We start from the raw sequence: 12,929 nt of genomic DNA, 5'->3' as shown, positions 1-12,929 counted from the left end.
GAGCGTTGTAATCGGGCGGCCATGACGCTGACGCTTCTCGCTGCCCTCTTTCCGATTGCTCTCCTGATTGGGTTCGGCGCGGCCCTGCGCCGCCTCGGCTTCCTCGCCGAAAGCTTCTGGCCGCAGGCCGAACGCCTTGCCTATTACGTCCTGCTGCCGAGCCTTCTTCTGGACAGCCTCGCCACCGCGCAACTCGCCGATGTCCCCGTCGGTGCGCTCGCCCTGGTCTTGGTTCTCTCGACCCTGGCGGTGGCGGGTCTGACGCTGGCGGCCGGACCACGCCTCGGCTTCGGCGGACCGGCCTTCACCTCGGTGTTCCAGGGTGGGATCCGCTTCAACAACTACGTGGGAGTTTCGGCGGCGGCCGGTCTCTACGGCGCCCAGGGCATCGCACTGGCGGCGGTGGCGAACGCCGCGATCGTCCCGACGGTCAATGTCCTCTGCGTGCTGGTCTTCGCCCGTTTCGGCACGGCAGGGAGGCCTTCGGCCCTCGGCCTCGCACGGCAGATCGTCCTCAATCCTCTTGTCATCGGCAGCCTCGGCGGCATCGCACTCCAGGCCTCGGGGCTCGGCCTGCCACCGGGACTCGAGCCGATGCTGCGGGCCCTGGGGCAGGCCTCGCTGCCACTGGGCCTGCTCTGCGTCGGCGCCGCCCTCGATTTCGGGTCGGCGCGAAGCTGGATCAGGCCGCTCGCGGTGGCGTCCCTGATCAAGTTCGGGCTGATGCCGGCCGCCACGATCCTCGCCTGCCTCGCCATGGGGCTCAAGGGTCCGGCCGCGGTGACGGCCTTGCTGTTCCAGACCCTGCCGACCGCGTCATCGTCCTACATCATGTCGCGCCAGCTCGGAGGAGACGCACCTTTGATGGCGGGGATCACGGCGACCCAGACCGTGATCGCCGGGGCGGCGCTCCCCCTCGTCCTGGCCCTCGTTCTGGCTTTGACCGGGATCGGCTGAGCCCACCCGCGGGATTCGCGTCAGACCAGTTCCCAGGCGGCGGGATCCTTCATCAGGGCCGCGACCAGGGCGTGGTTCAGTTCATGCCCGGTATGCGCCGCCTCGATACGGCCGAGGATCGGCCGTCCCGCCAACGCGAGATCGCCGACGAGGTCGAGCATGCGGTGACGCACCGGTTCGTCGGGCACGGTCATCCCGCCGATGATCCGCCCGCCGACGATACAGGCAGTCGAGGAGAGGTTCGCCCCCCGTAGCAGCGGCTTGCGCAGGAGCGTGCCGTAGATCTTGGCCGGAATCGCCCATTTGGCCCGTCCGAAGCTGCGCGACGGGGCCAATTGCTGAGTAAACACCTCCGGCGTGATCGTGCCCGACCATTGCATGGCATCGAAATGGGAGAGTTCGAGACGGCCAGAGAGATGAAGCGCGTCGGCCGGCTCGATCCTCAACGTCCTGTGATCCTGGCGGACCTCGACGGGCCGCAGCACGCGGATGCTGCGCAAAGGCGTGTCGCTCTCGGTCCGACCGCTCGCACGCAACGCCTGGCACCAGGGCAGGGCGCCCCCGTCGAAGATCGGCAGCTCCTCCGCGTCGAGGCAAACGAGTGCGTTGTCGATGCGATACGCGGCGAGCGCGGCCAGGAGATGCTCCACGGTGCGGACCAGCGGTCCTTCGGTCGATCGCAAGGCGGTGCAGAGTGGCTGCGTCTCGCGAAAAGTCCATAAGGCTGGCACATCGACGGTGCGCGCCCGCCTGAAGCTTCGCCGGAAGACGATGCCGTGGTCGTCACGGGCGGGCGCGACGGTGACCGTGACGCGACGCCCGGTATGCAGGCCGTAACCTGTCAGAGAGAAGCTCGCGGACAGCGTCGCCTGCCGGGGGCGAGCGGACGGTAGCGCCACCTCGCGCACGGCCTGGATCGATTGGGCAGCGAACATCGCTATGGCGTCGTGCGGCGTCGCGGTGAATCCCGGCCCAATCCCGTATGGCCCCGGCAGATGGTTTGAATCTTCAACGTCCGTCGATGACGCGGAGCTCACCAGCATGTCTCGGGTCCCAGCGCGATCAACCGGGATTGTCATCCGACAGGCGGTTCATTCTGTGCGTGCGCTTAGCTTAACCCAGATCAGTTGCAAAGGCAGGTAAACTGCGCGCGATGAGGGTTTTCATTCTCCTGTCCGATGGCCAAGCCGCAGCCAATGCCGGCGCTCGATAGGTCGGACTCATCGAGACCTGGTATGAATCGAATATCCAACGACACGACTTTTGGTAGGGATGGTCCGACGGAATGGGTTGACCCACAGGACCGGCAGCTTAACGATCACTCGCTTTAGGAGATGATACCCGTGACTGCAGGACGGCTGGCGACAATCCCCTTCTTCAAGGAGCCGGGAATCGAGCTGTCGACCTATGAGACCCGCTGCCATTGGCGCCGGTTCGACGAGAACGAAGTCCTGGTCGATTACGACGACATCTCCACCGACGTGTATTTCCTTGCCTCCGGCGAGGTCCGCATCCTGAATCGCTCACAATCGGGCAAGGAAGTCATCCTCGGCGAGATGCGGGGCGGCGCGTTCTTCGGTGAGCTCGCGGCTCTGGACGGGATCGGCCGCTCGGCCAACGTCACCGCCCTGACCCGCGGCGAGGTCTGTGTCGTTCCGGCCCCGATCTTCCGGCAGATGATCTTCGCCTCCGAGGCCATTGCCGACCGGCTGTTCCGTCTTCTCGCCAAGCGCGTGCGCGAGCTCAACACGCGGCTGATGGAACACGCGCTGCTCGACCTGCGCCACCGGCTCTATGCCGAGTTGTTGCGCCTGTCCGTGCCGCGCGCCGGCGGCGACGGGGAACGGGTGGTGACGCCGCCGCCCTATCACCACGTGCTGGCCGCCCGTATCGGCTGCCGGCGCGAGCAGGTGACCCGTGAGTTCACCGTGATGGCGGCAGACGGCCTAATCGACCGGACGAGAGGCGCCCTGGTCATCCGCCGTCCGGACCTGCTCGAGGCACGGGTCGCCGAAGCCTTGCGCGAGGACAATTGACGGCGCGGAACGCCGTGGCTCCGTTCCTCACCCTCGAACGGCTGACCAAGACGTTCGGCGCGCAAGTTGCGGTCGCAGATCTTTCGCTCGCTGTGCCAGCCGGGGAAATTCTCTGCCTGCTAGGCCCCTCCGGCTGCGGCAAGAGCACGTTGCTGCGCCTGATCGCCGGATTCGAGACGCCAACAGGTGGCGCAATCCGCCTCGACGGCGTCGATCTCACCGGCCTCGCTCCGCACAGGCGACCGGTGAACATGATGTTCCAGTCCTATGCGCTGTTCCCGCATCTCAGCGTCAGCCGCAACATCGCCTACGGGCTGAACGGCCTCCGCCGCTCGGCCGCTGCCGCCCGCGTGGAGGAGTTGCTGCGCCTGGTACAGTTGGAGGATTTCGGGCATCGGCGTCCCGAGACCTTGTCCGGAGGCCAGCGCCAGCGCGTCGCCCTCGCGCGGGCGCTGGCGCGCGAACCGAAGGTGCTCCTCCTCGACGAGCCGCTCGGCGCGCTCGACCGGGGGCTGCGCGAGCAGACCCAGGGCGAGTTGCGCGCGATCCAGCGCCGCCTCGGCACCGCCTTCGTCATCGTCACCCACGATCCTTCGGAGGCCATGGCGCTCGCCGACAGGATCGGCGTGATGGACAAGGGCCGCCTCGTCCAGGTCGGCCGGTCCGAGACGCTCTACGAACGGCCCGTCAACCGCTTCGTCGCCGGCTTGCTCGGCGACGTGAACCTGATCCCGGGGACGGTCCGGGACGCCGACGGCGCGCTGGTGCGGGTCGAGACCGCCCTTGGGCCCATCTTCGCATCCGGGGAGGGCGCCCCCTCCACCGGTGCTCCCGCGGTGATCGCCCTGCGCCCCGAGCGTCTGGCGGCGTCCACCATCGACGGGGTGGCCGCCGGGGATCGCAATACTCTCGACGGTCAGGTTGAGGCCTCGACCTATCTCGGCGACCACATCCGCTTCGACATCCGCATGCGGGATGGCAGCACGATCCGCGCGAACATGCCCGCCGGAACCGGGATCGCCAGCGAGACTCATGTGCGCCTGTCCTTCGCGCCGGATGCCGCGACCGTCATGGCGGCGTGATGAAGCGACTTCTCCCGGTCGCTCCGTATCTGTGGCTGGCCGCCTTCGTGCTGCTGCCCTGCCTCATCACCCTCAAGATCAGCCTGTCCTCACCGGCGACGGCGCAGCCGCCCTACCTGCCGGTGCTCGACTGGAGCGCGGGTATCGACGGATGGGGCGCGTTCCTGGAAGCCCTGGATTTCGCCAATTTCGAGACCCTTGCCGGCGACAGCCTGTATCGCGACGCGGCCCTCTCGTCCCTGCTCTACGCCGGCATGGCGACGGCCATCCTGGTGATCGTCGGCACGCCCATCGCCCATGCGCTCGCCCGCTCGCCGGCCCGGCTCCAGCCGCTTCTGGTAGCGCTGGTGATCGTACCGTTCTGGACGAGCTTTCTCATCCGCATCTATGCCTGGATCGCGATCCTGAAGCCCGAGGGCCTGCTGAATGCAGGACTGATCTGGACCGGCCTCATCGCCAGCCCCTTGGATATCCTGAACACACCCGCCGCAGTGATGATCGGCCTGACCTACGCCTACCTGCCGTTCATGGTGCTGCCGCTCTATGCGGTGCTTTCCCGCCTGGATTCGACCTTGACGGAAGCCGCCGCCGATCTCGGGGCCTCGCCGACGCGTGCCTTCTGGACCGTGACGCTGCCGCTGGCCCGGCCCGGTATCGCGGCGGGTGCGCTCCTGTGCTTCATCCCGATGGTCGGTGAGTTCATCATCCCCGACCTGCTGGGCGGTTCCGATACGCTGATGCTCGGCCGCGTCCTGTGGAGCGAGTTCTTTTCCAATCGCGACTGGCCACTCGCCTCCGCGGTGGCGGTGCTGCTGCTCGTGCTCGTCGTCGGACCGATCGTGCTGTTCCGTGATGCGGAGCGCGAGCGGGAGGACGTCGGCCGGTGAGTGTGCTCAACCGACTCAGCCTCGGGCTCGGCCTCGTCTTCCTCTACGCACCGATCGCCGTCCTCGTCGTCTTCTCGTTCAACGCCTCGTCCCTCGTGACGGTCTGGGGCGGGTTCTCGACGCGCTGGTACGGGGTGCTCGTCAATGACGGCCCACTGATCGCCGCCGCCCTGGTCTCGCTGAAAGTGGCCTCACTCGCCGGCCTCGTGGCGACACTCCTCGGCACGCTGGCGGCGCTGGCTCTCAACCGCAGCGGACGCTTTACCGGACGTAGCGGCTTCACCGGCCTCGTCTACGCGCCCATGGTGATGCCGGAGGTGATCACCGGCCTGTCGCTCCTGCTCCTCTTCGTCGGGCTCGGGCTCGACCGCGGCCTCGTGACCCTGGTCATCGCCCACGCCACCCTCGGCCTCGGCTTCGTCGCAGTGGTGGTCGGAGCGCGTCTGAAGGGACTCGACCGTTCCCTGGAAGAGGCAGCGGCAGATCTCGGGGCGGGCCCCTTTCGGGTTTTCGCGACCGTCACCCTGCCGCTGATCGCGCCATCCCTGGTAGCGGCCTTCCTCCTCGCCTTCACCCTCTCGCTGGACGACCTCGTCATCGCGAGCTTCGTTTCGGGCCCGGGGGCGACGACATTGCCCATGCGGCTCTACAGCCAGGTTCGCCTCGGCGTGAACCCTGAGATCAACGCCGCATCGACACTCCTCGTCGGCGGCGTCACCGTCGTAATCCTCGCGGCCTCGTTTCTCACCGGACGCCGCGGCGTTGGAAATCAGGGCACGTAGGCGCGCACCCTGGTCGGTAGATCGAGCGCACCCGTCCTCGGTCCCTGCATGTCATCGAGATTCAGGATCGAGCCGCCGCGGGAGTCGAGATCGGAACCACCTTCACGCGGGATGGTGCGAACAGCGACCGCGTCCCATGGGCCTTCGATGTCCAAGAGGGTGCCCTGAGGCAGGCTCGAAGAGCGGTTCGGCGGCGACATCGGCCGCAGGGCGGGATCTGCTGGGCTTCGCGGCAACAGTTCCGCCCGTGCGGCGAGGGTCCGCTCCGGCAGAGACAAGGTTCCCCGTAACGAGGCGGTGAGCGACGACGTCTTCAAGAGGCCATCGGCAATGTCGCCGACGCCATCGACGAAGCGCAGGGAGATTCCCGCGCGGTCGAACGGGGTGCGGGCGTTCCGGCGGGCCAAGGCTCCGTCGGCGGCGACGCCATTGCGGTGCACCACGTCGGCGAGATCGAGCCCGGCGAGGGTCCCGTTCTCCATGGCGAGGGACGAGCGTCCGTTGAGGTGGTCGATCAGGCTGGCCGCGGTGCGGCCCGATCCCTCGAGCGTGAACTGTCCCTGGGCGTTTCCGAGAAGCCAGCCCTCCTGCCCGAAATCGACCAGCAGGGCGCCGAGATCGAGCCGGTCGAATGCACCCTGGGCGCGCAACTCCGTCTCACCGCGGTCGGTGGCCGAGGTCGTGAGGCCGAACCGTCCCTTGACGATGCCCCCTCTGACCACGGCGCGAGCCAGAGAGCCTTCGACGCTGCCCTCGCGGACCAGAAGGCTGGAAGCGAGATCCTCCATCACCAGCGGCCCGAGCCGGGCAGTGCCGGCCGAGAGACGCAGATCGAGGTCCCCTCCGGTGAAGGGGCGCAGCGCGAGACTTTGCCGGCTCCAGCCGCTGGCGTTCAAGGATTCGTCCGGGCCGAAGACCCGGATCAGGGTGGCGAGAGCGGGTGCGAGATTCAGGCTTTCGGCCGCCAAGGTCGCCTGAAGGGCCGGACGGCTCTCGGCGAAGCTGATCGATCCCGCACCTTCGAGGCTGTTGTCGCCAAGCTGCATTCGCATGGATGGCAGAAGGAGGGTCCGGCCCGAACTTTCGAACGTTCCGTCGATGGCGAGGCTATCGAGGAACGGCGACAGGGCGATATCCGTCCCCGCCCAGGTCAGGGTCTCGCGCAGGGAGCGCGATTGCAGGCTGCCCTGTCCGCGAAGCGACAATCCATCCGCGAAGCTGCCGCTTCCCTCAGCCGCCAGATTGCCGGCGGGCCAGGTCGCGCTGGCGGAAAAGGACGATTCCCGGCCGGAGAACAACTCGTCCAGCCTGACACCGGAGAGCGAAAATTGGGTTGGCGTGTCGTTCCAGATAAAGCTTCCCGCCGCGTTCATCTGGGACGACCAGAATGGCCAGGCCAGAACCAGATCGACATCGCGAGCGGTCTGGGCGCTGCCGTCGCGCGGGTCTCGGCCGGACAGCGTCGCGTCGGTGAGGCTGATACGACGCGGACGCGACGCGCCCCCCTGGGTCAGGCGCGCTCTCAGGCGCCGGAGCGGCTCGACCCAGCGCGAATCCCCGTCATCCTGGGGGAGGGTGATCGTGGTGCGTTCGAGGGAGAGGGTGTCAATCTCGATGCGGCCGGCGAGAAGGGCACGGATCCCGAGCTTGAGGGTGAGCGATCCGCCATCGGCGAGGAGCGGCCCGTCCAATGTCCCGGCGCTGAGTCGGACGCCCTCGAAATCGAGCCGGGGAATGGGCAGAAGCGCGACGCCCGCCGATCCTTCGGCCTTCATCGCAATTCCGTAATTGGTCGCCAGTGCCTTGCCGACGCCCCGCGTCAGGCGCGCGGACGCGACCGACCAGGGCAGACAGGCGGCGATCAGGGCAAGGACGAGGCTGCCGATACAGAGGGCCGGCAGGAGGCGACGGAGCGACATGTCTCTCCCTATCGGAGCAAAACCGCGACACGCGGTTGCGCGCGCGGCCTCGCCGAGCCGCCGCGATCGATCTTCGAAAACCTACCCCCCGCTCTCTCCATAACGAGCGGGAAAGCATTTGTCTGCCATGCATCATTTCTCTGCCGTGGAGCATTCAGAAGCAGGCCCCGGAAAGCCGTCCCGCGTTTTCCGAACACCCCATTCTGCTACAGCTTTCGCGACCCCTCACCTTTCAGGCCCGTTGTTCCCTCGCAGGATCTTGCCGAAACGCCTTATCCTGGCGCAGAGACAGGGCAGACGGACACGGCCAGCCCCTGGTATACCTGAGCCTGACCTAAGCCGGGCCGGCGGGTTGGGATTGGCTCGCGTTTCGCAGGGCAGCCCGAAACGGCGCCAAGGACCGGATTCCGGGAGGAAGGCTTGAGATGAAGAAGGTATATTCCGACGCCACGCAGGCGGTCGCCGGCTTGCTCAAGGATGGCATGACGATCATGGCCGGCGGCTTCGGCCTGTGCGGCATCCCCGACGAGCTGATCGATGCGATCCAGGCGTCAGGGGTCAAGGACCTCACCGTCATCTCCAACAATGCCGGCATCGACAATGTCGGCCTCGGCAAGCTGCTCCAGACCCGCCAGATCGCCAAGATGATCTCGTCCTATGTCGGCGAGAACAAGGAATTCGCCCGCCAGTATCTCGGCGGCGAACTCGCCATCGAGTTCAACCCGCAAGGGACGCTGGCCGAGCGCATCCGCGCTGGCGGGGCGGGTATTCCGGCCTTCTTCACCAAGACAGGCGTCGGCACCCTCATCGCCGAGGGCAAGGAGGTGCGTGAGTTCGACGGCGAGAATTACGTGATGGAGCGCGGCCTCTTCGCCGATCTCGCCATCGTCCATGCCTGGAAGGGCGATACCGAAGGCAATCTCGTCTACCGGAAAACCGCCCGCAACTTCAATCCGATGATGGCCACGGCCGCCAAGGTGACGGTCGCCCAGGTGGAGCATCTGGTCCAGCCGGGCGAGATCGACGGCGACGCGATCCATACGCCGGGCATCTTCGTCAAGCGCATCATCCACGTGGCGATCCGCGAGAAGAGGATCGAGCAGCGCACCACGCGCAAGCGTGGCGAGACCGCCGATTCCTCCGCAGCTGCCATCTGACATCCAAGGGAGACACCACCATGGCCTGGACCCGCGAACAGATGGCTGCGCGCGCCGCCAAGGAGCTGCGCGACGGCTACTACGTGAACCTCGGCATCGGCATCCCGACCCTGGTCTCGAACTACATCCCCGAGGGCATGTCGGTGCAGCTGCAATCCGAGAACGGCATGCTCGGCATGGGGCCTTTCCCTTATGAAGGGGAGGAAGACCCCGACCTCATCAATGCCGGCAAGCAGACGATCACCGAATTGCCGACCACGAGCTATTTCTCGTCCTCCGATTCCTTCGGCATGGTCCGGGGAGGGCACATCAACCTGTCGATCCTCGGCGCCATGCAGGTCGCCGAGAATGGCGACCTCGCCAATTGGATGATCCCCGGCAAGATGGTGAAGGGCATGGGCGGCGCCATGGACCTCGTCGCCGGTGTGAAGAAGGTGGTGGTGGTGATGGAGCACACCGCCAAAGGCAAGGATGGGTCGGAAAGCCCGAAGCTCCTGACTGCCTGTGACCTGCCCCTGACCGGCACCGCCGTGGTCGACATGGTGATCACCGATCTCGGCGTCTTCACCATCGACAAGAAGGGCGATGGCGGCATGGTCCTGGTCGAACTCGCCGACGGTGTCACCGAGGATGAGATCCGGTCGAAGACCCAAGGGGCCTTCACCGTCGCGTTGACCTGAATCCGGCCCGGCACAATCCGACCGGTCGTTGGAAGAGGCTCCGGATGCGATCGCATCGGGAGCCTTTTTCGTCGACGCCGCAGAGGTTTCGCAGGCGTTTCAACCTCGTGCGGCCGGCGGCTCCTCGATCCGGACGGGGAACGGGAAGGCGGCGCGCAACGGCTTCGTGTCGAGGGGGGAAGGCGGGAGCACGCATCTGCGGCGCTCCAGCCATGACAGGTCGCTGAACTGACGCGGGAGTTCGAGGGCTTCGTCGGCGAGCCCCACCGATTGCTTGTAATCCCGCATCTTGAAGGAATCCTTCGCCTCGGCGTTCGGCTCGGACAGGCGCGCCGATTGTGCGGGCACACCATAGGCATGGGCCACGATGAGGCCGTGCAACGATGTGGTGACGATCTCGTCGCAGGACAGGATCTCGCGGACCACCCGCTCGATATCCCCGAACGTCACGCCCAGGAGCGAGATGACCTTGACATGGTCGGCGCCGACCGCCTCGAGAGCCTCACGGATACGGTTCTCCTGCAGCACGTGCGGGATGATGCCGACCTTGTGGGTCTTCGCCACCACCGGCGCATAAAGCTCGGGCAGGAGGATGGCGGCATCGCCGTAGATTTCAGGGCATTGCCCCCCTGCCGCCAGAACGGCGGCGCGGGACAAAGGTCCGCGCACAGCCGAGTAGATCGCGGTCGGGCAGAGAGTATCGGTGCTGCGGGGCATGCCGGTACCCCAGAGATGCATGCCGGGACGAGCGAACTTGGCGGTGCTTCCGATACAGAGACCATCCGCCTCCTTCGCATGGTGCCACCGGGGCATTACGCCGAAAGCATGCCACAGCACGTAAGGCGTGAGGATATCGCCGAAATTTCCGGGGAACGGACTACGCATCCACCAGATCTTCGGACGGAACCGCTCGTCGAGCCTCGCCTCCGCTGCGATATCATCGAGCGTCAGCAGAGCGCGGTAGGCCGATACGAGAGCCCCCCATTTTTCCACCGACTGGCCCAACAGCTCGGCCTCGAGCGCGAGGAACGCATCCCGCTCTCCACTCCTGAGAAAAGCCAGGAAGGTTTTCTCCGCGAGCGACTCTTCTTCTTTCGCCAAGGTTGGTCTCCCCCTTACGGAACCGGCTATCGAGCCGAAGCCGCGTTTCGGAAAATTACAATGCGATGACAATGGCTTAACGTGCCTTGTCATGGGGCATGCGCGGAAGGGTTATCTCAAGGCGCACCGTCTCTGTCGAGGCGATTTCGCAGGCCGCTCTTTGCTCGACGGATCATACGGGTGATGGCACGCAGCATCGTGCGGGCAGGGCAATCGCATCATCCATGCTCTGATCCGACCTCCAGTGCCCCGGACGATGCTCGCCCGAGCGAGCCCAATCGTGAGGTGGAGCCCCTTCGGAACCCCGCTCCGGACCGCCCCCTTCGAATGAGGCGACCAAAAGTTGCGCAAGGGACCAGCCTGCCATTTGAGACGACGGCGCAACCCCCTTAGAAGCGGGGTTTACCGCAACGCTCGGCGCGCGGTCACGCCCTTTGCAAGTGGAAAGCTCATGAGCAGTCTGAAATTCGGAACCAGCGGCCTGCGCGGATTGGTGACGGACCTCGTAGGATGGCCGAGCTACGCCTATGCCAGCGCGTTCTTCCGCTCGGTCGCCGCGACGGCTGGCGAGGGCGCGTCCGAACGGACCGTCGTCATCGGGCGGGATCTCCGTGACAGCAGCGCGGGGATCGCAGCCACGGTGGCAGATGCCGCCGCGGCGGCCGGGTTCAGCGTGTACGATTGCGGCGCACTACCGACCCCGGCTCTCGCCCTGGAAGCGATCCGGCGCGGGGCCTGCGCCGTCATGGTCACAGGCAGTCACATCCCGTCGGATCGCAATGGCCTGAAATTCTACCGGCCCGATGGAGAGATCACCAAGACCGACGAGGTCGCCATCCTCGCCGCCCTGGGCGACATCACCAAGGCCGGGGACATGCCGCAGGCCGATTCAGCCATTCAGGAGCCCGGCGCCATCGACCGCTACCGGCAGCGCTATACCGATGCCTTCGCACCGACCATCCTGGCTGGTCAAAGGATCGCGGTTTATCAGCAGAGTTCGGTCGCGCGGGACCTCCTCGCCGACGTGCTGGCCGCGCTCGGGGCTGACATCGTACTGATCGGCCGCTCCGACAGCTTCATTCCGATCGACACGGAAGCACACCGTCCCGAGGATATCGCGTTCATCCGCGATGCCATGGCGTCGGGCGGCTTCGACGCGCTCGTGACGACCGACGGCGATGCGGACCGCCCGCTGCTCGCGGATGCCGCCGGCAGAATCGTGCGGGGAGACGTTCTCGGGCTGATCACCGCGCGCTACCTCGGCGTCGACACGGTGGTGGTGCCGGTCACGGCGGGCTCAGCGATCGAGCATGCGGGCGGGTTCCGGAGCGTGTTGCGCACCAAGGTCGGCTCTCCCTTCGTCATTGCCGGGATGGACCGGGCGAAGAGCGAAGGCGCGAGCACCGTCGTCGGTTTCGAGGCGAATGGTGGGTTCCTCCTTGGCTCGGACGTCGTCATCGATGGCAAGACACTGCCGGCCCTGCCGACGCGTGATGCGATCCTTCCGATCGTGGCGACATTGGCGGCCGCGCAGGAAGCCCGCCTGACCCTCGCTGAACTCGTCACGTCGCTGAATGTCGGCGAGACGGCGAGCGATCGTCTTCCCAATACGCCCGCAGAGCGAAGCGGCGCGTTGCTGCGCCAACTCGGTCAGGACTCGTTCCGCGGGGAATTCTTCCGCCCGATCGGTACGCCCCAGGGCGTGGATGAACAGGACGGCGTCAGGGTCGAACTCGACGGCGGCCGGACGATCCATTTCCGTCCGTCCGGCAATGCGCCCGAACTGCGCTGCTACGCGGAGGCGGGATCGGCCGCGGACGCTGAAGAATTGGTACGCTGGGGATTGGCCGCAGCGGCCGCGGCCATGACAAACTGAGCCGAGCGAGTTCAGAGGCGGGCCAGGCGGGCCCGCTCCTGGCCGGTCCCTGCACCTGGACTCGATCCATTCCCGACCGGGAATCGCCCCGGTTCCGGTCCCGCCCGGATCGGGCCAAAAACGCTTCGGCAATGGCTCGTTAGACGGCGATCGCGAGGCGGCCGGTCCGCCTTGCTTCGCTCGTGTCCGATGGGGTGCTGGAGTTTGAAGGACCTGCGAGACGGATAAGGTTTGCGACAAGCATACCGGCGCGATGCAGACGGGCCGGCAGCGCACTGAGCAGACGCGCTACCTTGGACGAAGCATCGCGAAGGAACAGAGCTTCACTCATGCAGCCGAATACGAGGCATGCTTCTCTCATGAGCTTGAAATAGAGCAAAACCATCCCGAAAAGCTCGACTATAATGTATACAGAGCAGGAGCCGTGACGCGTCGGCGTCGAGGAGGATGGG

The 12,929-nt window shown here is 66.3% G+C and carries 11 protein-coding genes; 8 read left to right on the top strand and 3 right to left on the bottom strand.

From position 1 onward, the window contains the following. Window positions 1-21: 21 nt before the first annotated feature. Window positions 22-957: an AEC family transporter gene (locus tag IPV08_RS10265; protein ID WP_207411792.1), complete on the top strand. Its 936-nt coding sequence runs from the start codon at window positions 22-24 to the stop codon at window positions 955-957. Window positions 958-977: 20 nt separating this feature from the next. Here IPV08_RS10265 and IPV08_RS10260 read toward each other — a convergent pair whose 3' ends face one another. Beyond that, the gene (locus tag IPV08_RS10260; protein ID WP_207411791.1) at window positions 978-1,892 is read right to left on the bottom strand and encodes a UDP-3-O-acyl-N-acetylglucosamine deacetylase; all 915 of its coding nucleotides are present in this window, start codon (window positions 1,890-1,892) and stop codon (window positions 978-980) included. 408 nt (window positions 1,893-2,300) lie between these two features. Here IPV08_RS10260 and IPV08_RS10255 point away from each other — a divergent pair, with 408 nt between their 5' ends. From IPV08_RS10255 to IPV08_RS10240, 4 genes are read left to right on the top strand one after another with little or no spacing between them, the layout of a single operon-like run. Then, on the top strand, window positions 2,301-2,993 hold the full coding sequence (locus IPV08_RS10255) for a Crp/Fnr family transcriptional regulator (RefSeq protein ID WP_018043200.1): 693 nt from the start codon (window positions 2,301-2,303) through the stop codon (window positions 2,991-2,993). Continuing rightward, on the top strand, window positions 2,990-4,075 hold the full coding sequence (locus IPV08_RS25055; RefSeq protein ID WP_207411790.1) for an ABC transporter ATP-binding protein: 1,086 nt from the start codon (window positions 2,990-2,992) through the stop codon (window positions 4,073-4,075). Before IPV08_RS10255 ends, IPV08_RS25055 begins: the two co-directional genes overlap by 4 nt. Continuing rightward, window positions 4,075-4,962, top strand: a complete 888-nt coding sequence (locus IPV08_RS10245; protein ID WP_207411789.1) for an ABC transporter permease subunit — start codon at window positions 4,075-4,077, stop codon at window positions 4,960-4,962. The genes IPV08_RS25055 and IPV08_RS10245 overlap by 1 nt, the downstream gene beginning before the upstream one ends. After that, window positions 4,959-5,744, top strand: a complete 786-nt coding sequence (locus IPV08_RS10240) for an ABC transporter permease subunit (RefSeq protein WP_207411788.1) — start codon at window positions 4,959-4,961, stop codon at window positions 5,742-5,744. Before IPV08_RS10245 ends, IPV08_RS10240 begins: the two co-directional genes overlap by 4 nt. Here IPV08_RS10240 and IPV08_RS10235 read toward each other — a convergent pair. Then, complete coding sequence (locus tag IPV08_RS10235; protein WP_207411787.1) at window positions 5,732-7,663, bottom strand: AsmA family protein; 1,932 nt, start codon at window positions 7,661-7,663, stop codon at window positions 5,732-5,734. The two genes, IPV08_RS10240 and IPV08_RS10235, sit on opposite strands and share 13 nt — an antisense overlap. A gap of 425 nt (window positions 7,664-8,088) precedes the next feature. Here IPV08_RS10235 and IPV08_RS10230 point away from each other — a divergent pair, with 425 nt between their 5' ends. Beyond that, window positions 8,089-8,820 (top strand): CoA transferase subunit A, encoded by a 732-nt coding sequence (locus tag IPV08_RS10230; protein ID WP_056425171.1) that lies wholly within the window; start codon window positions 8,089-8,091, stop codon window positions 8,818-8,820. Window positions 8,821-8,840: 20 nt separating this feature from the next. Next, window positions 8,841-9,500, top strand: a complete 660-nt coding sequence (locus tag IPV08_RS10225; protein WP_056425174.1) for a 3-oxoacid CoA-transferase subunit B — start codon at window positions 8,841-8,843, stop codon at window positions 9,498-9,500. A 99-nt stretch (window positions 9,501-9,599) separates the two neighbouring features. Here IPV08_RS10225 and IPV08_RS10220 read toward each other — a convergent pair whose 3' ends face one another. Then, entirely contained in the window at window positions 9,600-10,601 is a 1,002-nt protein-coding gene (locus IPV08_RS10220; protein WP_207411786.1) for a polysaccharide pyruvyl transferase family protein, read from the bottom strand. A gap of 451 nt (window positions 10,602-11,052) precedes the next feature. On the opposite strand from IPV08_RS10220, the gene IPV08_RS10215 reads away from it, so the two are divergent. Next, window positions 11,053-12,477 (top strand): phosphomannomutase, encoded by a 1,425-nt coding sequence (locus tag IPV08_RS10215; RefSeq protein ID WP_207411785.1) that lies wholly within the window; start codon window positions 11,053-11,055, stop codon window positions 12,475-12,477. The last annotated feature ends 452 nt before the right edge of the window (window positions 12,478-12,929 follow it).

This window comes from Methylobacterium sp. SD274 (assembly GCF_017355285.1).
Classification (GTDB): Bacteria; Pseudomonadota; Alphaproteobacteria; order Rhizobiales; family Beijerinckiaceae; genus Methylobacterium.
The sequence above is the reverse complement of the archived record's forward strand: the minus strand, read 5'-3'. Positions and strand labels throughout refer to the sequence as shown.

Coding starts and splice junctions, on each gene's coding strand:
- IPV08_RS10265 (WP_207411792.1), top strand. CDS start 22: ATGACGCTGACGCTTCTCGCTGCCCTCTTTCCGATTGCTCTCCTGATT.
- IPV08_RS10260 (WP_207411791.1), bottom strand. CDS start 1,892: ATGTTCGCTGCCCAATCGATCCAGGCCGTGCGCGAGGTGGCGCTACCG.
- IPV08_RS10245 (WP_207411789.1), top strand. CDS start 4,075: ATGAAGCGACTTCTCCCGGTCGCTCCGTATCTGTGGCTGGCCGCCTTC.
- IPV08_RS10235 (WP_207411787.1), bottom strand. CDS start 7,663: ATGTCGCTCCGTCGCCTCCTGCCGGCCCTCTGTATCGGCAGCCTCGTC.
- IPV08_RS10230 (WP_056425171.1), top strand. CDS start 8,089: ATGAAGAAGGTATATTCCGACGCCACGCAGGCGGTCGCCGGCTTGCTC.
- IPV08_RS10225 (WP_056425174.1), top strand. CDS start 8,841: ATGGCCTGGACCCGCGAACAGATGGCTGCGCGCGCCGCCAAGGAGCTG.
- IPV08_RS10215 (WP_207411785.1), top strand. CDS start 11,053: ATGAGCAGTCTGAAATTCGGAACCAGCGGCCTGCGCGGATTGGTGACG.